Origin of the sequence: Micromonospora fulviviridis (genome assembly GCF_014648395.1) — a bacterium.
In the GTDB taxonomy this organism is placed as follows: Bacteria; Actinomycetota; Actinomycetes; order Mycobacteriales; family Micromonosporaceae; genus Micromonospora; species Micromonospora fulviviridis.
The window spans coordinates 40,495-65,219 of the sequence record NZ_BMRA01000002.1 but is presented as its reverse complement, the minus strand read 5'-3'; the positions used below and the strand labels follow the sequence as shown (position 1 = coordinate 65,219).

Annotated in this window: 17 protein-coding genes; 7 read left to right on the top strand and 10 right to left on the bottom strand. The window is 73.9% G+C overall.

The genetic code is table 11. The annotated features are described in order from the left end of the window. Nucleotides 1-68 precede the first annotated feature (68 nt). From IEY96_RS05280 to IEY96_RS33110, 5 genes are read left to right on the top strand one after another with little or no spacing between them, the layout of a single operon-like run. Nucleotides 69-1,997 (top strand): stealth family protein, encoded by a 1,929-nt coding sequence (locus IEY96_RS05280; protein WP_229791409.1) that lies wholly within the window; start codon nt 69-71, stop codon nt 1,995-1,997. Continuing rightward, the gene (locus IEY96_RS05275; RefSeq protein ID WP_189193673.1) at nt 1,990-4,050 is read left to right on the top strand and encodes a PIG-L family deacetylase; all 2,061 of its coding nucleotides are present in this window, start codon (nt 1,990-1,992) and stop codon (nt 4,048-4,050) included. The genes IEY96_RS05280 and IEY96_RS05275 overlap by 8 nt, the downstream gene beginning before the upstream one ends. After that, a complete protein-coding gene (locus IEY96_RS05270) occupies nt 4,047-5,660 on the top strand; it encodes a stealth family protein (protein WP_229791408.1) in 1,614 nt (537 codons plus the stop codon). Before IEY96_RS05275 ends, IEY96_RS05270 begins: the two co-directional genes overlap by 4 nt. Beyond that, the gene (locus IEY96_RS05265; protein WP_189193672.1) at nt 5,657-7,897 is read left to right on the top strand and encodes a glycosyltransferase family 4 protein; all 2,241 of its coding nucleotides are present in this window, start codon (nt 5,657-5,659) and stop codon (nt 7,895-7,897) included. The genes IEY96_RS05270 and IEY96_RS05265 overlap by 4 nt, the downstream gene beginning before the upstream one ends. Nucleotides 7,898-7,920: 23 nt before the next feature. Next, the gene (locus tag IEY96_RS33110) at nt 7,921-9,675 is read left to right on the top strand and encodes a stealth family protein (protein ID WP_268247140.1); all 1,755 of its coding nucleotides are present in this window, start codon (nt 7,921-7,923) and stop codon (nt 9,673-9,675) included. A gap of 149 nt (nt 9,676-9,824) precedes the next feature. Here IEY96_RS33110 and IEY96_RS05255 read toward each other — a convergent pair whose 3' ends face one another. From IEY96_RS05255 to IEY96_RS05220, 8 genes are all read right to left on the bottom strand, one after another. After that, complete coding sequence (locus IEY96_RS05255) at nt 9,825-10,472, bottom strand: COG4315 family predicted lipoprotein (protein WP_189193671.1); 648 nt, start codon at nt 10,470-10,472, stop codon at nt 9,825-9,827. Between the two features lie 206 nt (nt 10,473-10,678). After that, nucleotides 10,679-11,467, bottom strand: coding sequence for an anti-sigma factor family protein (locus IEY96_RS05250; RefSeq protein ID WP_189193670.1), 789 nt, complete (start codon nt 11,465-11,467; stop codon nt 10,679-10,681). Then, nucleotides 11,464-12,162: a sigma-70 family RNA polymerase sigma factor gene (locus tag IEY96_RS05245; protein ID WP_091311627.1), complete on the bottom strand. Its 699-nt coding sequence runs from the start codon at nt 12,160-12,162 to the stop codon at nt 11,464-11,466. The genes IEY96_RS05250 and IEY96_RS05245 overlap by 4 nt, the downstream gene beginning before the upstream one ends. A gap of 83 nt (nt 12,163-12,245) precedes the next feature. Then, on the bottom strand, nt 12,246-13,103 hold the full coding sequence (locus IEY96_RS05240) for a spermidine synthase (RefSeq protein ID WP_189193669.1): 858 nt from the start codon (nt 13,101-13,103) through the stop codon (nt 12,246-12,248). Next, nucleotides 13,103-14,083: a hypothetical protein gene (locus IEY96_RS05235; RefSeq protein WP_189193668.1), complete on the bottom strand. Its 981-nt coding sequence runs from the start codon at nt 14,081-14,083 to the stop codon at nt 13,103-13,105. The genes IEY96_RS05240 and IEY96_RS05235 overlap by 1 nt, the downstream gene beginning before the upstream one ends. Before the next feature lie 128 nt (nt 14,084-14,211). Next, a complete protein-coding gene (locus IEY96_RS05230) occupies nt 14,212-16,686 on the bottom strand; it encodes an AAA family ATPase (protein WP_189193667.1) in 2,475 nt (824 codons plus the stop codon). Further along, on the bottom strand, nt 16,686-17,834 hold the full coding sequence (locus IEY96_RS05225; protein WP_189193666.1) for an exonuclease SbcCD subunit D: 1,149 nt from the start codon (nt 17,832-17,834) through the stop codon (nt 16,686-16,688). Before IEY96_RS05225 ends, IEY96_RS05230 begins: the two co-directional genes overlap by 1 nt. Before the next feature lie 10 nt (nt 17,835-17,844). After that, entirely contained in the window at nt 17,845-19,593 is a 1,749-nt protein-coding gene (locus IEY96_RS05220; RefSeq protein WP_189193665.1) for an ATP-binding protein, read from the bottom strand. A gap of 263 nt (nt 19,594-19,856) precedes the next feature. Between IEY96_RS05220 and IEY96_RS05215 the strand changes: the two genes are divergently transcribed. Then, a complete protein-coding gene (locus tag IEY96_RS05215) occupies nt 19,857-21,464 on the top strand; it encodes a lipase family protein (RefSeq protein WP_189194240.1) in 1,608 nt (535 codons plus the stop codon). Nucleotides 21,465-21,473: 9 nt separating this feature from the next. Here IEY96_RS05215 and IEY96_RS05210 read toward each other — a convergent pair whose 3' ends face one another. Then, nucleotides 21,474-21,884, bottom strand: a complete 411-nt coding sequence (locus tag IEY96_RS05210; protein WP_189193664.1) for a DUF7144 family membrane protein — start codon at nt 21,882-21,884, stop codon at nt 21,474-21,476. Between the two features lie 343 nt (nt 21,885-22,227). Here IEY96_RS05210 and IEY96_RS05205 point away from each other — a divergent pair, with 343 nt between their 5' ends. Then, entirely contained in the window at nt 22,228-23,766 is a 1,539-nt protein-coding gene (locus IEY96_RS05205; RefSeq protein ID WP_189193663.1) for a M4 family metallopeptidase, read from the top strand. A gap of 116 nt (nt 23,767-23,882) precedes the next feature. Here IEY96_RS05205 and IEY96_RS05200 read toward each other — a convergent pair whose 3' ends face one another. Further along, the gene (locus IEY96_RS05200; protein WP_229791406.1) at nt 23,883-24,704 is read right to left on the bottom strand and encodes an alpha/beta fold hydrolase; all 822 of its coding nucleotides are present in this window, start codon (nt 24,702-24,704) and stop codon (nt 23,883-23,885) included. Nucleotides 24,705-24,725: the final 21 nt, after the last annotated feature.

Below are 24,725 nucleotides of genomic sequence, written 5' to 3'. Positions count from 1 at the left end.
ACATCACCTGACCGGTCCTGAACCGTGGCGGCGAAGGCCGCGGCCGTCGGCGTTGACGGTCCGCTCCTATGATCGCGCTCAAGCTGTACCGCACCCTACCGCAGGGAGCGCGGCGCCGACTGATCAAGCTGCTGCCCCAGGAGCGGCGGCTCAGCCTCGTGCGCAGCCTCACCCTGCCGGGCGGCGGTGACACCGTGCACCCGGTCGGCTCTTTCGTGACCGTCAGCGACGGCGGCGCACGGACCCGGGCCGAGGTCGTGCCCGCGGCGACGCCGCTGCAGATGTGGCACCGCAACCTGACCGCGGTCACCGCGGCCCTCGCCGCAGCCGGCATCGACCACCACTGCCTGCGCAACGACGACTACCTGCGCAGCTCGGTGGCGGTGCTGGAGGACCGGCGGGCCGAGGTGCTCCGCCTGGTTCGCTCCGCACCGGTGCTCGCCGGCGCGCACGTCCGGGTGGTCGAGGTGCGGCCCGGGCGGAACCAGCCCGACCTCGCGCCCACCGAGGTCATCCAGGTGTGGTTTCCGGTGACCGATGTCCGGGCGGCCGTGGTCCTGGGCGCCCAGTTCGCCTGCGAGATCGAGTTCTGGTCGCGGGTGGGGGACGTGGTTCGCGCGCCTCGACACAACGCGGTGGTCGACGAGGCGCCGGCACGGGCGGAACCGGTGCGCGTGGCGGCGGCGCTGATCAGCCACTTCGTTCCGGAGGCGGACGACCACACGTACCGCACCCGTCGGGATCTCACCATGCGCGCGCCGGACCGGGTGGGCTTTCCGATCGACGCCGTCTTCACCTGGGTGGACGGCTCGGATCCGGAATGGCTGCGCCGCAAGATGGGTGCGCTGGCCATGCCCGAGGCGCGGCACGCGGTCGCCGCCAACTCCTCGCGGTACCACAATCGTGACGAGTTGCGGTACGCGATGCGATCGCTGCACAGCTTCGCGCCCTGGCTGCGGAAGATCTTCCTGGTCACCGACAGCCAGCTGCCGAGTTGGCTCGACCCGACCCACCCCATGGTCACCGTGGTGACTCACGCCGACCTCTTCGCCGACCTCGGCGTTCGGTCGTCGTTCAACTCGCACGCCATCGAGTCCCGGCTGCACCGGATTCCGGGGCTCGCCGAGCACTTCCTCTATTTCAACGACGACGTCTTCCTGGGTCGGCCGCTACTGCCGACGCACTTCTTCCACGCCAACGGGATCGCCAAGTTCTTTCTCTCCCCGGCCCAGTTCGGGCTGGGCGAGGCGCGGCCGAGCGACCCGCCGGTGAACGCCGCCGGCAAGAACAACCGCCGGCACATCCAGCGGCAGTTCGGTGTGACCATCACACAGAAGATGAAGCACACGCCGTTCGCGCTGCGGCGCAGCATCATGTACCAGATCGAGCAGGTGCTCCAGGCGGAGGTGACGGAGACGGCCGGACACCTGTTCCGCCACCAGGGTGACCTGTCGATCCCCTCCTCGCTGCACCAGTACTGGGCCTACCTCACCGGGCAGGCGGTGCCGGGCGAGATCGAGTACGAGTACGCGGACCTCGGCCACCCGTCGACACCCGCCCGCCTCGCCGAGCTGCTGGCCCGCCGGCACCGTGACGTGTTCTGCCTCAACGACACCGACTCCGATCCGGGGGCCTTCGCGGAGCAGGAGCGGATGCTGGCCGACTTCCTGCCGCGCTACCTGCCCTTCCCCGCGCCGTTCGAGTTGACCGACGACGTGGTCGCCGAGCGCCGGAGGATCGGGGCCTCGGTGCTGTGGCGGCGGGCGCGCGGCGCCGACCGGAACCGGAACCAGGTGGACGCGGCGACGACGCCGTCGCTCCGGGTCGGCGTGCAGACGGACGGGGCGGCCGCGCCCAGCCTGCGGGTCAGCCCCCGGCTGGATGCGCCTACCCTGCCCTCGGTCCGCATCGCGGCCGCCCGGGCCGCCGGCGACGAGGGCGGCCCACCACGCGGGACCGGAACCGCTGCCACGTTAGGAGAGGCGCCAGATGCCTGATCGCCCCGACTGGGCCGAGTCGCTGCTCGCGCTCCGCCGTCGCGCCGTCCGCCTTCCGCGCGACGTCATGAGGCGGGCGGAGCGCGCCAGCGCGCCGCGGTCGATGGCGATCATGGCGCACCAGGACGACGACCTCTACTTCCTCAACCCGCTGCTGGTGAGCCAGCTGCGCAGCAGCGAGGAACACCTGACGGTCTGCCTGACGGCGGGTGAGGCCGATGGCCGTAACGCGCCGGGTGGCACCCGGGAACACGACGCCGCCCCCGTGAACTTCGAAGCCTTCGCGGCCGCCCGCTTCAACGGGCTGCGCAGCGCGTACGCGGACATGGTGCTGGGTGACCGGGACGCCAAGTGGCGCCGCGAGGTGACCGTTCTGGCCGATGGCGCCGAAGCGGACGTGTCGATCCTGGTCGACGCCCCGCACATCCGGCTGGTGTCGCTCAACCTGTGGTGCGCGCCCCCGGCGGGCGCCGCCCCCGGCGCCGGTGCGCTGCACCACCTGTGGTCCGGGCAGGCGGAGTCGAACCCGACCATGATCCCGCTCGGCTCGCCGGTGTCCGGCGTGCACAGCTACACCCGGGAGAGCCTGATCGAGTCGCTCGTGCTGCTGCTGGAGCGCTTCTCCCCGACCCTGCTCTGGACGATGGACCCGGACCCGGACCTGCAGGTGCACGACGGGGCCAACCCGCGGTACGCGGACTCGGGGGACCACTCGGATCACATCTCCCACACGGTCACCGGTCTGTTCGCGCACGAGGCGGCCACCCGGTGGTTCGCCCGCGGGGGAGGCGCCCGCACGTCGGTCGAGGCCTTCCGCGGCTACTACGTGCGGCGTTGGCCGTCCAACCTCAGCCCCGAAGGGCGCGCCCGCAAGCAGCGCTACAAGGACGTGTACGGCTGGGCCGACAGCCGCCCGAGCGGCGATCCCGCCGGCCTCGGCGACCGAAAGGTCAGCGGGGACCTGATCGGCCGTGGCAACGCCTCCGGCACCACGCTGCGCTATCCCGGCTCGCGGTCCTGGGCCGGCCCCGGGGTCGACGGTAGGCTCTCGGCCTTCGCCGTGCGCGGCGGGCAGGTCGTGCACTGGCAGGAGGGCCGTCCCGGCGAGTTCGCCGCGAGCCGGAAGGTGCCGGGGCGCAAGCTGCTGCCGCACGTGGACGTCGTGCCGACCGCGGACGGGGGATGGCGTCTCTTCGCCGTGCGGCAGGGCCTGACCGCCGACCCCGACCGGCACGTGCGGGACCTCTGGACCATCCTGTTGCCGGCCTCCGGCGACTACCGGGACGTCAAGTGGGAATCGCTGGGCAACCCCAACGCGCGCAGCGGCCGGGCGAAGCTGCGGAACATCGGGATGCCGCAGGCCGTCCCGCTACCCGGCGGCCGGCTGCTGGTGCTTGTCAGGAACGCCGGCAAGGGGCTGAGCGGGCGGCTGTACGACGGCTCGTCCTGGACGCCGTGGCGGGACCTCGGCGGTCGGGACACCCAGGACGGCCTGACCGCGGTTGCGTTGGATGACGGGTCGGTCGAGGTGCTCGCCGCGGGACGCGCCGGGATCGCCCGCTGGCTGGTCTCCACCGCGGAACTCACCGCCGAGTTCTCGGTGGTGCCCACCGAGGCGCCCGCCGGCCCACCCACGGTGGTACGGCTGCCCGACGGCAGCCGGATGCTGTTCTGCCGGTGCCGGGACTCCGCCTCGGTCGTGTCGTTCCGCGCCAGCGGCGACGGCCGGACGTGGGACCCGTCGAGCCTGGTCGACCTCGGCGGCCACGGCGGGCCGGGCCCGATCGCCGCCCGCTTCGTGCCGGACGCCGGTGCGGTGCTGGTCGCCGTCCGCGACGACGAGTCGGCGACGAGCGTGAACTGGGTGGGGCTCGACGGCCGGGCGCGCGGCGCCTGGCTGCGGGAGCCCACCCCGGTCGCCGGCAGCCATGCCCTGTCGATCGACTCCGCCGGACTGCCGCTGGTGCTGGCGGTCTCCGCCGGTGGCGGACTGCTCAGGCTTCGGCTGAAGCACTCGGCGTCGTCGGTCACGTCGATGAAGGAAGTACCGTGAGCCCCACGCCCCCGGCCGTTGAGCCGCTGTTGGACCCGTCCGTCCCCCCGGGCGGGACCGATGACGTCCGCGAGGTGCTGCTGGACGGGGGGCGCCGGCAGGCGCACGTCCAGGCGAACCTCACCCCGCTGCTCGCCCGTCAGTTGAACGTCGCCGCGGTGACGGCGGCGCTGGAGGCGCACGGCGTGGACCACTTCCTGGTCCGCGGCATGGATGACCGGACGCCGGTGGTTGGGGTCAGCGAGGAGGACCGGGTCGCCGCCCTCGGCGCGCTCGAGAAGCTCGGCGCCACCGGCCCCTGTTATGTGAGCCAGGTGCTGCCGAAACCGCCGATCGTGAGTGCCCTGCGGGATGCCGCCGACCCGATCGCCTGGGCGGACCTGCACACGGCTCGGGCGCTCAAGCTGACCTGGTTCCGGGTCGACCCGGCGGGGAAGCTGGTCCTCGGCGCCGCGTACGGCTGCGAGGTCGAGTTCTGGCGGCCGGACCGGAAGGCCGGCGTGCTCCGCGGGCCGCGGCGCAACCGGATGGTGCCCGCGGTCTCGATGGCCGGTGTGCCGGTGGACACCGGCGAGCACCGGTTCACCCGGCTGGCCTCGGCGGCGAAGCCCGGACGCCGCTTCCGGACCCGGCCGGAGTTCGACCACTCCCTCCCGGACGACATCGACTTCCCGATCGACGTCGTGTACACCTGGGTGGACGGCGCGGACCCGGAGTGGCAGCGCCGCCGGGCCGAGGTCAAGGGCGAGGCGTTCCACGCCGAGGCCGCCAGCGAGTCGCGGTACATCAACCGGGACGAGCTGAAGTACTCGCTGCGGTCGCTGCACCTCAACGCGCCCTGGGTCCGCAACATCTACATCGTCACCGACCGGCAGTGTCCGCCCTGGCTCGACCTGAGCGCCGGGAACATCTTCCTGGTCAACCACGAGGAGATCTTCACCGACCGGAGCGCGCTGCCGACGTACAACTCCTGCGCCATCGAGAGTCAGCTGCACAACATCGACGGCCTCGCCGAGCATTTCCTCTACCTGAACGACGACATGTTCTTCGGTCGTCCGCTGGCACCGCAGACCTTCTTCCTCTCCAACGGCAACACCAAGTTCTTCCTGTCCCAGAACCGGATCCCGATCGGCCCGATCACCGATCTCGACAGCCCGGTCGACGCGATGATCAAGAACAACCGGCGGCTGATCGAGGAGCGGTTCGGGCGGACCCTGACCCAGGGCAGCCAGCACGTGCCCTACCCGCTGCGACGTAGCATCCTCGCGGAGATCGAGCGCGAGTTCCCCGCGGAGCACGCCGCGACGGTGCACAGCAGGTTCCGCAGCGCCACCGACCTCACCATCACCTACTCCCTGCACCACTACTACGCATTCCTGACCGGGCGCGCCCTGCCCGGTCACGTCAACTACGGCTACGTCCAGCTCGCGGTGCCGGATCTCGTCGCGCGGCTGAAGCGCGCCGAGGCCCGGCGGGACTGGGACACCTTCTGCATCAACGACGCCTTCTCCACGTACGAGCAGCTCCAGCAACAGATGGCCATCCTGGAGCCGTTCCTCGAGGCGTACTTCCCGGTGCCCAGCCCGTACGAGTCGGCAGGCCGGCCGTGAAGTTCTCCTTCCTCATCCACAATTTCTACGGTGTGGGTGGCACGAACCGAGCGGTACTGAACCTGGCCACCGCCCTGGTGGAGGACGGTCACGAGGTCGAGGTCGCCTCGGTCTTCCGCCGGCTCGACCGGACCATGTTCGACGTCGACGACCGGATCACCGTCGTACCGCTGGTCGACACCAGGCCACGGCGGCCCGACCGGTCGCATCCGGCGCACCGGGAGCCCTCGACACTCATCCCGGCGAGCGAGGAGTTCCACCTGCACTACAGCCGGTTGACCGATGAGCGGATCGTCGCCTACCTCCGGTCCACCGACGCCGATGTCGTCGTGGGGACCCGCCCGGGGCTCAACCTCGCGGTGGCCATGCACGGCCCGGAGCACGCCGTGCGCGTCGCGCAGGAGCACATGACGCAGGACCTGATCGACGACGAGCTGAAGGCCGAGATCAGCAGGTGCTACTCGCGGATCGACCTGGCGTACACGGTGACGAGTGCGGACGCGGCGGCCTTCCACTCCGGCAACCCGGTGCCGAACACCCGGATCGAGGTGCTGCCCAACAGCTCGCCCCCACCCGGGGTGCCGCCCGCTGACGGACGGAGTCGGATCGTGGTGGCGGCCGGCCGGCTCGACCCGATCAAACGGTACGACCGGCTGATCACCGCCTTCGCCCGGGCGGCGGCGGACTGCCCCGGCTGGGAGTTGCGGATCTACGGTGACGGGGAGCAGCGGTCGGCGCTCGCCGCGCTGATCCGGGAGCTTGGCGTCTACGGCCAGGTCCAGCTGATGGGTCGCCGGGACGACATGTCGACCGAGTGGGTGAAGGGCAGCATCGCCGCCGTCTCCTCCGCGCGTGAGTCGTTCGGCATGACGATCGTCGAGGCCATGCGGCTCGGCCTGCCCGTGGTGAGCACCGACTGCCCGGTGGGCCCGCGCGAGATCATCGACGACCGCGAGGACGGCCTGCTGGTCCCCAGTGACGACCTCGACGCGTACGTCGTCGCGCTGCGCGCGCTGATGCGGGACGACGACCTGCGCGTCCGGATGGCCAAGATGGCCCTGGCCAACTCCGCCCGTTTCGATCCGGCCCACCTGGCCGCCCAGTTCGCCCGCCACTGCGCCGAGGTGCTGGCCCGCCGGCGCGGCGATACGCCCCGGCCCCGGCGGGTCCGACCCCGCACCCCGAGGACCGCCCTCACCCGGTCCGTCCTCGCCCGAGGTGGCGGGCTGCTCCGGGAGCCGGACCTGGTCCGAGCGCTGGCCGATCCGGTGCTGCGCGGGATCGCGGGGCACGATTTCGCCCGGCGGGCCAGCATGGGGGCTCTCGTGCGGCTGGCCCGGGTCCGGCGGGCCCGTGGCACCAGTACCCGGCTGCAGCAGGCGATTCGCCGGCGGGTCTCCGCCCCGGCCGACAGCCCGGTCGTCGACTGCCTGGTACTGCCGGACCTCGGGCTGCGACTGTCGCTCGACGCCGCGGCCTGTTCGCCCGACGCGTCGGTCGTGCTGCGCAACCGCGACACCCGGGAGGTCGTGCAGGTCGCGCTGGCCCCGTCGCTCGACGGTCTCCGGTACGTCGCCACGCTCGACGCGGCCGGCCTCGGGGAGGGCCGGTGGAACGTCCACCTGGCGGACGGGAAGGGGGCGCGGCACCGGGTACGGCCGCGGCGCCTCGACAGTCGCGTCCTCGCCGGCGGGTCGGACGGCGGCCTCACCGGGGAGCGGTCCGGGGTGCGGGCGCATGTGCCCTATCGCACCACCGACGGTTACCTCGCGGTCCGCAGTTGGGTACGCACCGCCCACGGCGAGGTACGCGGGATCACTCTCGACGGCGAGAGCATCACGATCGCGTTCACCTGGCACGGGCCGGGCACTCCGGACGGCGCGGTGCTCCGTCGCCGGGGTGACCGGCCGGACTCGCTCACCGTGCCGGTCGCGTCGGCGACCGACGGGACCCTGACCATGGTGGTGCCGCTGGCGCCGCTGACCGACCTCCGACTGGGCCGCTACGAGGACTGGGACATCCTCCTCCGGCAGCGCGGCGGCCTCGACGAGGTCCGGCTGGGGCGGTTCCTCGACGACGTGGTCGACAAGAAGCGCACCTACAACTATCCGGAGATCCACCTGGCCCAGGAGGTGGAGCTGGACCTGGTCGAGGAGGATCCGGCGCCGATGCTGCGGGTGCGGCCCTACTACACGATCGACGGCGAACTCTCGATCGTGGTCGTCGACCGGCCGTAGTCGTCCGGGAAGAGGGGACAGAAGTGAGCGACCTGAGGCAAGGGCAGCCGGACCCGCCCCGGGCCCTCGCCGAGCCGACGAGGCTCGTCGACACCTATCGCCGGGTGCTCAGCCCGCAGGCCCGTCGGGCGATCGCCCGGCGGCTGAGCCCGCAGACCCGCCACCAGGTGAAGCAGTGGGTCGCCCAGGTGGCCGGCGGCCAGCGGACGAACGCCCGACTCGCCCGCCGTCAGCCGGAGCTCCTGGCCGGTTCGGACCGTGCCCTGGTCACGGTGGACCGCCGGTCGCGCGTCGCCCTGGTCCGCCCGGACGTATCGCCCTGGTCGGCCCGGACCGGCAACCTGGCCGCGGTCACCACGGCGCTCGCCGAGGCCGGGGTCGAGCACTTCTGCGTACGCGGAGGCTCCGACCGCAACGCGGTGGTCGCCGTCGACGCCGCCGATCGGGGGCGGGTGCACGCCGCGCTAGCCGAGGCGTGCCGGCGGGCGCCCGGATACGTCGCCGCGGTCGCCGACGGTCGGCCGCGGTCGTCCCTGCCGGGCTTCGAGCCGCAGGCGTGGCGGCGGTTGCGGGAGGCCGACGTGCTCCGGCTGACCTGGTACTGGACGGATCCCCGCCACCGCCTGGTGCTCGGTGTGCCGTACGGCTGCGAGGTGGAGTTCTGGACCCGACGGGAGGACCGGCTGGTCGCCCCGCGGCGGAACCTGGTGGCGCAGGAACTGCCGGCGGTCGGCCCGGTGGTCCACGCGCCCGCCGACCTGTTCACCGCCCTCGGGCCGGCGACCCCGACGGTGACCGTCCGAACCCGGCCGGAGTTCGCGATCCGGCGCCCGGACGACGTGACGTTTCCGGTCGACGTCGTCTACACCTGGGTCGACGGCACGGATCCGGCGTGGCTGCGCCGGCGCGCCGAGGTGGCGGGGACGCCGTACCACGCGGAGTCGGCGAGCGCGGCCCGGTTCCTCAGCCGGGACGAGCTGCGCTACTCACTGCGGTCCCTGCACACCTACGCGCCCTGGGTGCGGACCGTGTACCTGGTCACCGACGACCAGGTGCCGGCCTGGCTCGACCTGTCGGCCCCCGGGCTGCGGGTGGTCAGCCACCGGGAGATCTTCCGCGACCCGTCGGTGCTGCCGACGTTCAACTCGCACGCCATCGAGAGTCAGCTGCACCACATCGACGGGCTGTCGGAGCACTTCCTCTACTTCAACGACGACGTTTTCCTCGGCCGGGACGTCACTGCCCGGGACTTCTTCCTGGCCAACGGCATCACCAAGTTCTTTCCGTCGCCCGCGCTGGTGCCGCCGGGCCCGCCCGCGGCCGACGACATCCCGGCGTCCGCGGCCGGCAAGAACAACCGGGCGCTGATCGCCGAGCGGTTCGGCACGGTGCTGACGCAGAAGATGAAGCACATGCCGCACGTGTTGCGGCGCAGCGTGCTGTACGAGATCGAGGAGAGCTTCGCGGCACAGCACCGGACGACCGCCGGCAGCCAGTTCCGCAGCGTCACGGACATCTCGGTCGCGTCGTCGCTGCACCACTACTACGCGTTCCACACCGGCCGGGCAGTGCCGGGCGAGCTGGACTACACCATCGCCGAGCTGTCGAACCCGGACACGCCCGCGCGCCTGGCGCATCTGCTCGCGAAGCGGGACCGGCACGTGTTCTGTCTCAACGACGCGTTCTCCACGGAGGAGGACCTGGCCGCACAGTTGTCGGTCCTCACGCCCTTCCTGGACACCTACTTCCCGGTGCCTAGCCCATGGGAGAAGGGCTGACGTCCGGTCCGCGCAGCGGCGCCGGCCCGTACCGGACCGGCGCCGCAGCCCGGGGACGCGGGGCTGCCGGATCGCCGCTGTCCCGGGTTCACGACGGTGGCCGGCCGCGCCCTCCCCGGCTGCGACCGGCCACCGTGACCGGGGTTCCGTCAGTACGAGTAGCCCGAGTCGCCGCCCGAGTCGCCCGACGCCGGCGGGGCGACCGCCTTGGGGGTGCCGGTGGGCAGGCAGGTGAGGTTCTTCTTGCCGTTCGGGTCGACGACGAACCAGGTGCCGCCGACGCCCTGGCCCTTCCACTGGCCCGGCTTCTTGTCGCCGATGTAGCGGTAGACCGGCCAGCCCCCGATGGTGATCTGCCGGGTGCCGTCCTGGCGGGTGACGGTGCCGACCTTGTCGTCGGAGACGCCCTGGAGCTGCGGGTTGCCGTCGGTCAGCGCGGGCGGCCAGACCTGGGCGCACTTGTCCACGCAGTTGGACTGCGGCGGGTCGGCCGAGTCCTTGTCGAACCGGTACAGCACCCAGCCGTCCTGGTCGGTGACGACCTGGCCCATCCGGGGCAGCTTCTTGCCGACCAGTTCGTCGGTGAGCTTCACGTCGGACGGGGGCGCCTTGTCGTCGGCGGGCGCGTCCGGGGACGCGGAGGCTTCCGGTTCGGCCGACGCGGTGGGTTCGGCCGCGGCGACGGCGACCGGCTCGGCCGCGCTCGAGTTCGCCCCGTCGTAGCCCGCGGGGGCGCAGGCCGTTAGTGCGACCATCGCGCTCGCGACGATGACGGTCGTCCGCTTCAGGTGTGCCACGTGCCCTCCTCGTTCTTGGCAGTTCGCCGAGTAGTACGGGCGGTGCGCTGTCAAGGTTGAAGAGAAAAGGGTGCTCCATTTCACAGTGGATCCGTTGAACCGATCCGGCCGGCGGCGCGTGGGGGGAGCACGTCGGGGTGACGGCCCCGGGCACGACGGAACGGCGCCGGGCGGTGTCGCTGCCCGGCGCCGGCGTCCCGGCGGGATCAGAGGTCGGCCACCGTCACCAGCGGGCTGGCGACGCCGTTGACGTCGACCGACTGCACCTGGATCTTCTCGATGTCCTTGATCGGGGCCGAGGTGGACGCGCTCAGCTCCAGCGGAAGCTGGTTGGTGTTCGTGCCGTAGCCGCCGCCCGGCACCGACCAGGTGGAGACCACCTCGCTCGTGGCGTTCTTCCGCACCACGACCAGCCGGCACGTGCGCGGCCCGGGCAGGCGGGTGAGCTGAAGGTCGATCTGGGTGCCGTACTCCTTCGACGCCAGCCACATGGTGGTCTTCACGCCGGTGCCGGGGTCGACGGCGTTGTGCTGGTCGCCCTCCTGCTCGTTACCGCCGACGTTCGGGTCGTTGGGGTCCGACGGCTTGCTGGCCGGCGGAGCGGTGACGGGCGCCGTGAGGGTCGGCCCGGCCTGCGGGAGCGGCTTGTCGTCCCCGCCGCCGAACAGCCCGGCCATGCCGGCGCCACTCAGGCCGCCGAACACCACCACGGCCGCCGCGGTGGCGAAGACCTGCCGCATCCGGGTCCGCCGCCGGTCCCGGCGGACCGCCATGAGGGTACGGTCCAGCAGCGCGGGATCGGTGTGCGTCTGCTCCAGCGCGGCCATCGCCTCGCCGTCGATGCCGGAGAGCAGCCCCACCACCGGGACCATGGTCTCCAGCTCGGCCGCGCACGCCCAGCAGGTGGCGAGGTGCTCCTCGAACCGTTCCGCGTCCTGCGGGTCCAGCACGCCGAGCGCGTACGCGGCCACGTCCATGTGGTCGGCCCGGCTCATTCCGTCACCCCCCTCTCCTGCAGAGCCGTGCGCAGCGCGCGCAGCGCGTAGTAGACCCGCGACTTCGCGGTGCCGAGCGGAAGGCCCAGCTCCTCGGCCGCCTCGGGCACGGTACGCCCCCGGAAGTACGTCGCCACCAGGATCTCCCGGTGCGACTGGCTCAGCGTACGCAGCGCGTCGGCCACGGTCATCGTGCGCAGCACCCGGTCGGTGCTGTCCGCCTCGGCGAACGCGGTCAGGTCCCGGTCGTACGTCTCCGCCGGGCGGGCCTGCTCGCTGCGGTGCTCGTCGATGGCGATCCGCCGGGCCACCGTGACCAGCCAGGGGCGCAGCGAGCCCTGCCCCTGGACGCCCAGCCGGTGCGCGTTGCGCCAGGCCCGCAGCAGCGTCTCCTGCACGATGTCCTCGGCGCGCTGCCGGTCCCCGCCGGTCAGCCGCATCACGAACATCAGCAGCGGCCCGGCGTGCTCGGCGTAGAGCAGCCGGATCAGCTGGTCGGAGTGGCTCGCCTCGGTGGACGTCGCCTGGTGGCGTCCGGGCGCCGGTCGCGGCGTCACCGGGTCATTCTGGCGATCCGAGGGACGGGCGTCGACCCCCCGGCCCGAGCGCGACTCGCGCGACCGGGGCTGTGCCCGGGCGAACATCCACTCGGGCCTCGCCACCTCGCCGTGCCAGCCGGCCGCCACCGCGTGCATGCAAGACCTCCGGTGTCCAATGACATCAGCCGACCCCCCACGGGCATGGCCGCCCGGTGATACGGAGCGGCCCGCCGAGCGGATCAACGCCGGACGGAAAAAATTCCGGGCGGAGGCGGGGTGGAGTCGGTGGCATCGGCGTCGTGGACCACCGGCGCGCCCGCGGCGAACCGGTCCAGCTCGGCGCCGGCCAGCACCCGGCCCGGGAACCAGTCGCCGGCGGCCCGCCGGGTCAGCTCCGGCACCGGCGGCTCCACACGGGACGCGACCAGCACCAGGTTGCCGTAGCGCCGGCCGCGCAGCACCGCCGCGTCGGCGACCAGGCAGGCCCGGGGCAGCACGGTGCGTACCGTGGCGACCTGCCCGCGGACGTGCCGCAACGGCGGGCCGTCGGCGACGTTCGCCAGGTAGTAACCGTCGGGCCGGAGCACCCGGGCCACCTCGGCGGCGTACTCGACCGAGGTCAGGTGGGCGGGGGTGCGGGCGCCGGCGAAGACGTCCGCGACCACCACGTCGTAGCTGCCGTCCCGGCTCGACGTGAGGGTGGCCCGGGCGTCGGCCACCCGGACCCGCAACCGGGGGTCGGCCGGCCAGGGCAGCTCCCGGCGGACCAGCTCCACCAGCGCGCCGTCCACCTCGGACACCCGCTGGGTGGAGCCGGGGCGGGTGGCCTGGACGTAGCGGGGCAGGGTGAGCGCGCCGCCGCCCAGGTGCAGCACCCGCAGCGGCGCGCCGGCCGGTGCCACCAGGTCGAGGGCGGCGGCCAGCCGCCGGACGTACTCGAACTCCAGGTGGGTGGGGTCGGCGAGGTCCACATGGGACTGCGGCGCGCCGTCGAGCAGCAGCGTCCAGGAACCCGGCCGGTCCGGGTCGGGCGCCAGCTCGGCCTGCCCGGTGTCGACCTGCGTGACCACCCGGTCCGCGCCGCGTCGCCGGCCCATCAGCGCCGGATCCCCCGGGCCGCCGCGGTGAGCACCCGGTGCAGCAGTCGGGCGTCGCCGAGCATCCCGCGCAGCCGGCGCTCCAGGCCGGCGATCGGGATCAGGTTCTGCGGGGCGCGCGGGTCCTTGTACGGGGTGGAGGCGAACCGGGGCAGCGTGACCAGGGACAGGTCGGCCAGCTCGATCGCCTCGGCCTCGGTCAGCTCGGCGGAGCACTCCACCCGCACGACGCCCGCCCAGGGCGCGCCGCCGGCCACCGGCAGCCGCAGGTACCAGGAGTAGCCGCCCCACGCGGTGCCCAGCCGGAACACCGGGCAGCGCTGCCCCGGGGCCAGCCCCGTGACCACCGCGGTGAGCCGGCCGTCCAGGTACTGGCTGTGCTGGGTCTTGATGTAGCCGAGGGTGCGGGGCAGGTTGCGCCGGCTGCGCAGCGGCCCGTCCACCACGAGCAGGTCGCCGTCGGTGCGCACCGCGTCGGAGACCGCCACCTCCAGCGCGGTCAGCGGGCCCTGCACGGCGGCCGGGAGCTTGCTCAGCTCGCCGGTGCCGCTCACCCGGTGCACCGGGTAGCGGATCGCGCCGGCCACCACGTCCTGCGCCGAGGGGCTGGCGGTGAACAGCCCCCGGCCCACCCGGGTCCCGGCCAGCTCCGCCGCGCCCCGCTCCAGGTCGCAGCGGACCACCCCGGCGGCGTACGAGGCCGCGATGCCGGGGAAGGAGCCGCCGTCGTCCTCGGCCGTCCAGACGCTGGCGTCGATCCGGCGCACCCCGTCGACCAGCAGCACCACGTCCGGGGCCGCGACGTCGCGCCGGACGTCGACGGCCCGCCAGTCGGTGGCGGGCAGCTCGACGTCGGCGTCGACCTGGGCGCTGCTCGGCGCCGCCGGCCCGCCCCCGCCGGCCGCCTCGAACGACGCCCCGTACGCCGGGTCCCACGCGTCGACGAAGAACCGGGCCCCCGCCCTCGACGGTCCCGTCACGCGGCGCTCCTCACGGTGCCAGCCCTTCGTTCGCGACTGCGGGGCTCCGCTGCGCTGCACTCCTCGCGCTCACGGTGCCAGCCCTTCGTTCGCGACTGCGGGGCTCCGCTGCGCTGCACTCCTCGCGCTCACAGGCCGGTCCGTTCCACGCGGGCGGTGCGTGCGTCCTTGCGGACCTCGAAGCGGACCGGGATCCGCTCGGCGAGCGCCGGCACGTGGGTGACCACGCCGACCATCCGGTCGCCCCGGGCGGCCAGGTTCTCCAGGGTGGCCGCGACCGTGTCGAGGGTGGCCGCGTCCAGCGTGCCGAAGCCCTCGTCGAGGACGATCGACTCCAGGCTGGCCGCGCTCGTCGACATCCCGGCGAGCTGCTCGGAGAGCGCCAGCGCCAGGGCCAGCGACGCCTGGAACGTCTCCCCGCCGGAGAGGGTGCGCACCCCGCGCCGCAGCCCGGCGTCGTGGTGGTCGACCACGAAGAACTCACCCTTGTCGTGCACCAGGTCGTACTGGCCGCCGGACAGCTCGCGCAGGATCCGCGAGGCGCCGTCGACCAGCAGGTCCAGCGCCTCGGCCAGCAGCCAGCGCTCGAAGTTGTTGGCGCGCAGGTGCCCCGCGAGGGCGCGGGCCACCCGGGCCTGCCGCTCGTGGCCGGCCCGCTGCTCGCGCAGCTCCGCGGCCTGCTCGCGGCGCTCCTCCAGCCGGCGCAGCTCCGCCTCCGCCCGCTCCACCGCCACCGCGGCGTCGCGCTGCGGGTCCTCCGGCGCGGTCAGCCCGGCCGCCTCGAAGAGCCCGCCGATCCGCTCCGCCACCTCGCCCGCCGCGGCCTCCGCGGCGTCGACGGCGGCGGCCAGCCCGGCCCGGTCGGCGCGCCGCCGCCCGGCCTGCTCGCCGGCCCAGTCGGCGAGGGCCGTCCAGGCGGCGGCCACGTCGTCGCGGTCGGTGGCCGGCGGGCCGAACCGGGCCAGCCCGTCGCGGGCCGTGTCGAAGTCCCGCCAGGCCCGGCGCAGCCGCTCCTGCGCGCCGTCCAGGCTGCCGCGGGCCCGGCGCGCGGCGTCCCGGCCGGCGCGCACCGCCCCCGCCGCCTCCTCCAGCGCCCGGCGCAGCCGGGCGTGCTCGGCCAGCGACCCGCGCAGCGCCTCCGGCGTGGCGGCGCCAGCGAGCTGCCCGTCCAGCTCGGCCAGCCGGGCCGCCAGCTGGTCGTGCTCGGCGCGGGCGCGCAGCAGCACCCGGTCGAGCTCCCGGGCGGCCGCGTCGCGCTCCTGCACCACCCGCTTGGCGGCGTCGCTGGCCGCCCGGGCCGCCTTGCCGGCCGCGAGCGCCCGGGCCACCGCCGAGCCCTTCGGCACCGCCGGCATCCGGGGCACCGGCTGTTCGCAGACCGGGCAGGGGCCGCCTTCGACCAGGTGCGCCCGCAGCGCCACCGCCTGGTCGGTGGCCTTCGCCTCCTCGTGCGCCCGGAACGCCGCCTCCAGCTCCACCTCGGCCTGCTCGGCGGCCGCCCGGGCCGCGGCGAGCGCCCCGGCCGCCGTGTCGTGCTCGGCCTGCGCCGCGTCCACCGCCGCGCGGACCGCCGCCGCGTCACCGGCCAGCCGCTCCCGGTCGGCGTACGCCTTGAGCTGCACGCGCAGCGCGCTCTCGTCGCCGGCCGCGGCCAGCTCGCCGCGCAGCTTCTCCTCGCGCTCCTCGGCGAGGCCGACCGCGGTGACCGCCTCGTCGGCGGCCGTCCGCGCGGCGGCCACCGCCCGGGCCAGCTCGGCGATCCCGTCCGGCGGCCGGACCCCGGCCAGCACGGTCAGCTCGGCGTCGAGCGCCCCGAGCGCCGCCGCCTGCTCGCGCGCCGTCGCGCGGGCCCGCTCCAGCTCGGGTACGGCCGCCGCGACGGCCCCGGCCAGCTCGCGCATCCGGTCGACCCGGTCCCGTGCGTCGGCCAGGCTCGCCTCGTCGACGTCGGCGAGGCCGCCGAGCATCTTGTCGACCGCCTCCAGCTTCGCCTCGGCCTGCCCGGCGCGCTCGGTGGCCTTCTTCTGCACCTCCTCGTAGACGCCCAGCCCGAGGAGGTTCACCAGGATCTGCTGCCGGGTGGCCGGCTTGGCGTGCAGGAAGTCGGCGAACTGCCCCTGCGGCAGCACCACGCAGCTGGTGAACTGCTCGTACGGCAGCCCGACCGCGTCGAGCACCGCCTGCTCCATCTCGGCCGGGGTGCCGGCCACCACCTCGCCCAGGTCCTCCGGGCTGAGCCCGGTGTCGAGCTTCGTGACGTCGAACCCGGGCGGCATGAGCTGGAGACCGGCGTTGGCGGTCTTCACCGTGCCCCGGCCGTCCCGGCGGACCACCCGGGTGGCCACGTAGCGGTCGCCGGCGGACTCGAAGACCAGCCGCACCCGCGCCTCGGTGGCCGACGGGGCGAGGGCGTTGGCCAGTCCCCGCGCGCCACCCCAGCGGGGGACCGTGCCGTAGAGGGCGAAGCAGATCGCGTCGAGCACCGTCGACTTGCCCGAGCCGGTCGGCCCGACCAGCGCGAAGAAGTCCGCGTCGGTGAAGTCGACGGTGGTCTCCTCGCGGAAGACGGTGAAGCCCGCCATGTCCAGCCGCATGGGCCGCATCAGTGATCCACCTCCTCGAGCAGCTCGTCGAAGAGTTCCCGGACGTCCTCGTCGGCGTGGCCCCGGCTGCCCAGGTAGTCGGCGAACAGCTCGCGCGGCGAGCGGCCGGCCCGCTGGGCGGTGCGGGTGCCGCTGCCCGGCGCCGGCACCAGCTCCGGGTCGATCCGGATCTCCAGCGCCCGGGGGAGCAGCTCCTGCACTTCCTCGCGCAGGCCGGCGCGGGGCTGCTCGCGGACGTAGACCCGCAGCCAGCCGTCGGGCGCGTCGATCTCGGCGAGCTGCGCCAGGGTGCCGCGGACCGTGCGCAGCGGGACGGCGCCGGGCACCGGCACCTCCCGGATCTGCGCGGCGGTCGTCGCGGTCACCTCGACGATCGTCACCGACCCGACGTTTTCCTGCTCGCCGAAGTCGACGGCGAGCGGGCTGCCGCTGTAGCGGACCGGGCAGGGGCCGATCACCCGCTGCGAGCGGTGCAGGTGGCCGAGGGCCACGTAGTGCGCGTTGCCCGGGAAGACGGTGGCCGGCACCGCGTAGCCGAGCACGGTGTGCGCGTCCCGCTCGCCGCCGCCGGTGCTCGCCCCGACCACGGTGAGGTGGGCGGTGACCAGGTGCACCCGGTCCGGCTCGGTGAATCCCTCGGCCAGCCGGGCGAGCACCCGCCCGAGGTGGTCGGCGTAGGTCTGGTTGGCCTCGGCCGGGGTCAGCTCGTACATCTCCACGGCGCGTACGGCGTAGCGCTGGGAGAGGAAGGGCAGCGCGGCGACCTGCCAGCGCTCGCCGTCGCGGGTGACGCCGTCGATGACGTGCTCGGCCGGGTTGTCGCGGACGCTGCCGCGCAGCGTGATGCCGGCGGCCTCGGCCCAGGGGCGCAGCGCGTCGAGCGCGGCGCCGTTGTCGTGGTTGCCGCCGATCGCCACCACGTCGGCGCCGGTGCGGCGCAGCGCGGTCAGCGCCCGGGTGACCAGTCGGGTCGCCTCCGGGGTGGGCGCCGCGGTGTCGTAGAGGTCGCCGGCCACGATGACCAGGTCGGGCCGCTCGACCCGGGCGATCTCGATCACCTGGGCGAGCACCTGCTTGTGCTCGTCGGCCCGGGACTGCCCCTTGAGGACCTTGCCGACGTGCCAGTCGGAGGTGTGCAGGATCTTCATGGTCCGCCCTCTAGAACGGGATGTCGTCGTCGGCGGTGCCCGAGCCGACCACCGCGAAGGGGTCGGCCGCCTGGGTGATCGAGCGCAGCGTCTCCGAGGGTGCCCGGCCGGCCTCGGAGACCCGGGTGGCCCAGGCCGGGAAGGGGAACTCCAGGCAGAGCGGGACCGGGATGTCGGGCTGGTTGACGAACATGGTGCCCGGCTTGGCCAGCAGGGCGCGCTGGCGCTGGGCGGGCGGGAGGAAGCCGTATTCCGGGCGGGACGCCTCGGCCGGGTCGAGCCGGCCGACCACCCGGATCGCCGAGTTGGTGACGATCCGCCGCTCCACCTCGCTGGCGGTCTGCTGGGCGCCGACCAGGATCACCCCGAGCGAGCGGCCCCGCTCGGCGATGTCGAGCAGCACCTCCTTGATGGGGGAGGAGCCCTCTCGGGGGGCGTACTTGTTCAGCTCGTCGAGGACGACGAAGAGCAGCGGCTTGGCGGTGCCGGCCTTCTCCTTGCGCTCGAACTCGCTCTTGAGCGTCACGCCGACCACGAAACGCTGCGCGCGGTCCGGCAGGTTGTGCAGGTCGACCACGGTGACCTGGGCGGACTCCGCGGTGTTGATCGAGTGCGGGCGGCGGGTGGCCAGGTCGCCCCGGATCAGCCGGCCCAGGTCCTTCTTGCTGCCGATCAGCCGGCGGGCGAACGCGTTGACCGTGCCGAGGCCGACCGCGCTGCCCGCCCAGTCGCTGCGGGTCTCGTCGTCGTTGAGCTGCTCGACGACGTGGTCGACCAGGTCGGCGTAGGACCCCAGCCGGACTCCGTCGATGCTCACCCCGCCGTCGGCGGGCTGGGCGTGTCTGGCCAGGTGGGCGGCGACCGAGTGCACCACCATCGTGTACTGCTGCCGCTCGTCGTCGGCGTCGGCGAAGACGTACGGCAGCAGGCGGTCGGCGCAGAACTCGCTCAGGGTCCAGTAGAAGCTGTCCACCCCGGTGAGCCGGCTGCTCACGTCGGGCGTGCCGGAGGAGTCGCCGACCCGCGGCGGGGCGTAGACCCGGACGTCGGGGAAGGCGCCCGCGTCGAGCCCGAGTTTCGCGTAGCCGGCCCGGGTGGGGTCGTCGAGCCGGGTGTTGGGGTGGTCGAGGAAGAGCAGGTCCTCGCCCTTGACGTTGAAGATCAGCGCCTTGGCGTTGACCGCGTCGCCGCCGAGCACCCCGGAACGGAAGACCGAGTAGAGCAGGAAGGTGGCGAAGCTGGTCTTGGTGGCCACGCCGGAGATGCCGGAGATGGAGACGTGCGCGCCCCGGGTGCCGTCGAGGAAGTCGGCGTTGAGGTAGACCGGTACGCCGTCGCGGCCCATGCCCATCGGGATGCGCCGCTCCATCCGGTCGAAGTGCAGCGCCCGGGCGCGGGCGTCGCCCTCGGCCCGGTGCACCACCGCGCCCGGGGTGGGCGGCACGTAGAACTCCGGGTCGACCCGGGTGGTGGTGATCTCGGCGGCCTCCTGCACCTGGGCCGGCAGGGTGCCGTCGGCGATGGCGAACACGTCCGAGTCGAACTGCGCCCCCTCGTGCCGGGCGCGCACCTGGGTGACCACGCCGGCGATGGTGACCGGCTCCCGGTCGGGCAGCTCGCGGCGGGTCACCACCACGTCGTCGAGCTGGAGGTAGCTGCCGGGGGCGACGGCGGTCCAGAAGGTGAGCGGGGTGGCGTCGGCGGTGCCGAGCACCCGGCCGACCCCGTCGCCGGGGCCGTCGAGCAGGTCGTCGGTCATCGGCGGTCTCCGGTCGGCTGGTCGTCCCGTTCGCGGCGCACGTCGTGCATCCTGCCCGAGGTATGCGACAGGTTGCCACGCGACGCGGCGGACGCCACCTCGCGGGTCCGCCGACCTTGCGCAGCGGTACGGGCCGCTGACTCTTCGTGCTCCCTGGTCGGCCATTCCGGCACCGCCGGCCCGGCTCCCGGGAGATCCTGCAAGGGGCCCGAGGACGCGAGGCACGAGGAGCGGCGGTGGAGGCAGTCCGCAACCGGACGGCGATGCTGCTGCTGCTCGCCGTGCTGCCGCCGGTGGTGCAGGAGACGGTGCTGGTGGGCATCGGCTTCCACGGCGCCCGCGGGCTGGCGCCGCAGGTGACCGCGGTGTGGCCGTACGACTCGTTCCACGACCTGCGGTGGCTGCTCGTCTTCCACGACTCCTGGTGGAACTTCCTGCTCGGGCTGGTGCTGCTCACCGTGTTCCGCGGGCTGCTCACCGCCGGGCTGACGGCGCTGGCCTGGCCCGCGCGGGCGGCCCGTCCCTCGTTCGGCTGGCTGGCGCGGCGGAACCTGGAGGTGGCCGCCCTCGCGCTGGTGATCATCTCGCCGTGGGCCGCGATCTCGGTCGCCTTCTCGGCGGTCGCGCTCTCCCTCTACCTGTTCGCCTCGCTCGCCCCGATGCTGGTGCTCGCCCCGTTCCTCCAGCGCGCCGGCGTGGTCCGGTACTGGTGGCGGGGCCTGCCCACGATCGAGCTGCTCGGCTGGTCGGTGCTCAACTTCATCGTGCTCACCGTCGCGGGCGCGGTCATCTCCAGCACGTCCGGCTGGTGGGGCGTCCCGGTGGCGGCGCTGGCCGGCCTGGCCAACGGCCTGCTCTGGCAGCACACCGTGGCGGCGGCCGTGCTGCCGGCCCGGATCCGCCTGGCCCGGACCCCGGTCGCCCCGGTGGCGATCGTCCTCACCATGGCCGCCGCGGTCGGGTCGCAGTCGCTCGTCGGCCTGGCGACGGGCCCGCCGGCGGAGTGGCTGCCTCCGGTGCTCACCCAGCGGTTGCCCGACCGGGTGCCGCATGCCCTGATCGCCATCGCGGGGCACGACTCGCAGTGGAACGGTCGCCAACCGGCGGACCCCCGGGTGGAGCGCTTCTCCTACGTGGGCCTCGACGGGCAGGGCCGGCCGCTGCCGTACGGGCCCGAGGCGACCCACCAGTCCCTGGACTCGAGCGCGGTGCTGCTCGCCGCGCAGGTCGACGAGTTGCACCGCCGTACCGGCCGGCCGATCGCCCTGCTCGGGTTCAGCGAGGGGGCCATGGTGGCGCGGACCTACCTGGACAAGTGGGCGCAGCCCCTGCCCGTGGAGGCGGTGCTCCTGTTCAGCCCGCTCATCCAGCCCGGCCGGGCCTACTATCCGCCCCCCGGCTACAGCGGGTGGGGCGTGGCCGCCGGCTGGGAGCTGCGTGGGATCTTCTGGCTGGCCAACCTGGGCCGCCGGGTGAAGAGCGCCCCGGACGAACCCTTCGTCCGCTCGGTGCTGGTCAACGCGCCCTTCTATCGCAACCGCACGCTCTGCCCGGTGGCCGGGGTCCGCATGATCGCCTTCCTGCCGACGGTCAGCGCGGCGGAGGCGCCGCCCGGCGAGTACAGCCGGATCCCGGTGTTCCAGATGCCCGCCCTGCACGGCGGGCTGATCGGCCAGCGGCAGGCCCAGGAGCGGGTGGTCGACTTCCTGGCCGGCGACCGGGTCGACGAGCCGCGCCGGGAGTACCGCCTGCTCCAGCGGCTGGGCGCCGCCTGGCAGGCCCCGCCGCTCCCGCTGGCACTCAACCCGGTGTGGGCGGCCGACCGGGAGGGCGACCCCGCCCTCACCGGCCGGATCTGCGAGCCCCGCTGACCGGCAACCTCACCCCGCCCGGGCGGTCGCCCGGCGGTGCCGGAGCAGCAGCCGGATCGCCGCCGCGTCGACGGCGGCCACCAGGACCACCAGGATCGGGGCGTACGGCAGCATGAGCAGGTCCACGGCGAGCGCCAGCACGGCGCAGCCGATCGCCACGGTGGCCGCGTCCCGCCGGCCGGTGACCGCCGCCAGCCCGGCGAGCGCCACCGCCGTACCGACCGCCAGGCGCAGCCAGGCCCAGCCCGTGACGTCGACCGGGTAGAGGCCGTCCTCGCTCAGCACCATGAACGTCCCGGACCGGAGCACGCCGTACGCGGTCAGCACGTCGGACAGGCCGGTGGCGACCAGCAGCCCACCGGCGAGCAGCGGACGACCGACCCGGTCCGGGGCCGCCCCGGCCGCCTGCGGAGAACGCATTCCCCGAGGTTACGGCGCTGACCGTGCACGGGTTCGCGAGACGGCGTAGCCCGACCCGGCGGGCGCGGGTCCCGGCGCCGGCGGCACGGTGGCGCCGCCGGGTGGTGAACGGGACGCGAAAAGTCGTGGAAAAAATCTTGGCCGAAAGTCGTGACAGACAAGGGTCGCCTGCGGCAAGAATGTGCAACAACGCATCGAGGATCTTTCCTCCGTCGATCCCTGGTGTGTCGCCGCAGCCGTGTGACCTGCACGGACGCGGCCGATCCGGCGTGCCCTCCCACGGCGGGTCACCCGTCGGTCGGTACCCCCCCCGACCGGCAGTCCTAGTGAAGGTAGGAACTTCATGCGTCGTACCACTCTCCTCGGCGGGCTGGCCACGGCGGCGCTGCTCGCCGCCGCCGGCACGCTGCCCGCCACGGCCTCCGCCGCCCCCGTCTCCGGTGACGCGTTCACCCGGGCGGTCGCCCAGCTCAAGGCCCACTCGGGCAGCGCGCTGGTCGCGGACGGCCAGAGCTTCACGCTCAAGAACGTGCAGACCGACGCCGACGGCACCGAGCACGTCCGGCTCAACCGCTACGCCGACGGCCTGCCGGTGCTCGGCGGCGACACCGTGGTCCACCTGGGCAGGGGCAACACCTGGAAGGGCGCCAGCCAGAGCCTCGCGGCCGCGCCGACCCGGGGCGCCAGGGCCCGGGTCAGCGCCGCGACCGCCGGCCGGGTCGCGCTCGCCGCCTCCACCGCCGCCACCCGCCGCGTCGACGGCAGCCAGCTCGTCCACGACGCGGACGCCGCCGGCACCACGCTGGCCTACGAGGTCGTCGTGGGCGGCGCGTACGCCGACGGCACCCCCAGCGAGCTGCACGTCCTGGTGGACGCCACCACCGGGAAGGTGCGCGACTCCTGGGAGGGTGTGCAGCGCGACGGCACCGGCAACACCTTCCACTCCGGCACCGTCACCGTGGGCAGCACCCTCTCCGGCAGCACGTACCAGCTCGCCGACGCCACCCGGGGCGGCCACAAGACCTATGACCTCAACGGCGGCACCAGCGGCACCGGCACCCTCGTCACCAGCGCCTCGAACGTGTTCGGCGACGGCACCCTGGCCAACCGCCAGACCGCCGCGGCCGACGCCGCGTACGGCGCCCAGAAGACCTGGGACTACTACAAGAACGTGCACGGCCGCAACGGCATCCGCAACGACGGGGTCGGCGCGTACAGCCGGGTGCACTACAGCAGCAACTACGCCAACGCGTTCTGGAGCGACTCCTGCTTCTGCATGACCTACGGCGACGGCGGCTCCGGCTGGTACCCGCTGACCTCGCTGGACGTGGCCGGTCACGAGATGACCCACGGCGTCACCAGCAACACCGCCGGGCTGCGCTACAGCGGTGAGTCCGGTGGCCTCAACGAGGCCACCAGCGACATCTTCGGCACCCTCGTCGAGTTCTCCGCCGCCAACAGCAAGGACCCGGGCGACTACCTGATCGGCGAGAAGCTGCGCAGCAGCGGCGTCCCGCTGCGCTACATGGACAAGCCCTCCAAGGACGGCTCCTCCGCCGACTGCTGGAGCAGCTCGGTGGGCCGGCTGGACGTGCACTACTCCTCCGGCGTGGCGAACCACTTCTTCTACCTGCTCGCCGTGGGCAGCGGCTCGTCCTCGTACGGCAACAGCCCGACCTGCAACGGCAGCACCGTGACCGGCATCGGCAACACCAAGGCCGGCGCCATCTGGTACCGCGCGCTCACCCGCTACATGACCTCGCGGACCAACTACGCCGGTGCCCGCACCGCCACCCTGTCGGCCGCCGCCGACCTGTACGGCAGCGGCAGCGCCGAGTACAACACGGTGGCCGCCGCCTGGTCGGCCGTCAGCGTCAACTGATCGCCGCGCCCGGTGTCGGCCGACTTCTCCGCCGCCGACGCCGGGCGACCGTGCCTCCGACGGCGGGCGCGGGTACGCCACCCGGCGTCCCGCGCCCGCCGTCGCCGTCCGACGGGTCAGCCGGCGAGCACGTCGCGCAGCCGGGCGGCGAAGGCCGGCGGGTCCTCGACGAAGCCGATGTGCCCGCCCGGGAACATCGTCGGCGACGTGCCAAGCGCCGCCGCGAGCGCCCGCGAGGTGCGGTCGCAGACCTCACCGGTCGACCGCTCCCCGAGACCGACGACGACCCGGGTGGGTCCGTCGCGCAGGGCGGCGACGTCGGGCCGGAACCCGGTGGTCCCACGGATCATGTGCAGGTACTGGAAGTGCTCGTCGGCGGCCGCCTGCGGGTCGGGCTCGCCGCCGAACATGCCCAGGACCACCTCCTCGGGCAGCTGGATGTTCGCGTTGGCGAGGAACTTGCGCCCGGCGCCCAGCCGGTCCCCGGCGCGGTAGGTGGCGATCATGTCGTCCTCGCGGGCGAGCAGTTCCTCCCGGTCCGGCAGCAGGCCGAGCAGCGGCGGTTCGTGCGCGACGACCGTGTGCACGTGCGGAGGACGGGCCTGCGCCAGGGCGAGGACGGTCACCGCGCCGCCGCTGGACCCGAGCACGGCGGCCGGACCCGCGTCGAGATGGGTGAGGAGCCGGATGACGTCGTCGGCGCGCAGCTCCGGAGTCGAGTCCTGGTGCGGGTCGTGCAGGACGCTCCGGCGGATCCCGCGCGGGTCGGTGGTCAACACGGTGTGCTCCGCGGCCAGCAGGTCGGCCAGCGGGGCGAAGGCGTCCGCGTCCATCGGTGCGGCGACCAGGGCCACCAGCGGCCCCTGCCCGCGCACCTCGTAGTACAGCCGCCCGTCGGGCACCGCCAGGGTGCCGGTGGTGACTGGTGCGGTGGACATGCTGCTCATCGGGTCCTCCAG

Coding starts and splice junctions, on each gene's coding strand:
- IEY96_RS05280 (WP_229791409.1), top strand. CDS start 69: ATGATCGCGCTCAAGCTGTACCGCACCCTACCGCAGGGAGCGCGGCGC.
- IEY96_RS05275 (WP_189193673.1), top strand. CDS start 1,990: ATGCCTGATCGCCCCGACTGGGCCGAGTCGCTGCTCGCGCTCCGCCGT.
- IEY96_RS05250 (WP_189193670.1), bottom strand. CDS start 11,467: ATGAGCCGGGCCGACCACATGGACGTGGCCGCGTACGCGCTCGGCGTG.
- IEY96_RS05245 (WP_091311627.1), bottom strand. CDS start 12,162: ATGCACGCGGTGGCGGCCGGCTGGCACGGCGAGGTGGCGAGGCCCGAG.
- IEY96_RS05240 (WP_189193669.1), bottom strand. CDS start 13,103: ATGGGCCGGCGACGCGGCGCGGACCGGGTGGTCACGCAGGTCGACACC.
- IEY96_RS05230 (WP_189193667.1), bottom strand. CDS start 16,686: ATGCGGCCCATGCGGCTGGACATGGCGGGCTTCACCGTCTTCCGCGAG.
- IEY96_RS05225 (WP_189193666.1), bottom strand. CDS start 17,834: ATGAAGATCCTGCACACCTCCGACTGGCACGTCGGCAAGGTCCTCAAG.
- IEY96_RS05220 (WP_189193665.1), bottom strand. CDS start 19,593: ATGACCGACGACCTGCTCGACGGCCCCGGCGACGGGGTCGGCCGGGTG.
- IEY96_RS05215 (WP_189194240.1), top strand. CDS start 19,857: ATGCTGCTGCTGCTCGCCGTGCTGCCGCCGGTGGTGCAGGAGACGGTG.
- IEY96_RS05210 (WP_189193664.1), bottom strand. CDS start 21,884: ATGCGTTCTCCGCAGGCGGCCGGGGCGGCCCCGGACCGGGTCGGTCGT.
- IEY96_RS05205 (WP_189193663.1), top strand. CDS start 22,228: ATGCGTCGTACCACTCTCCTCGGCGGGCTGGCCACGGCGGCGCTGCTC.
- IEY96_RS05200 (WP_229791406.1), bottom strand. CDS start 24,704: ATGTCCACCGCACCAGTCACCACCGGCACCCTGGCGGTGCCCGACGGG.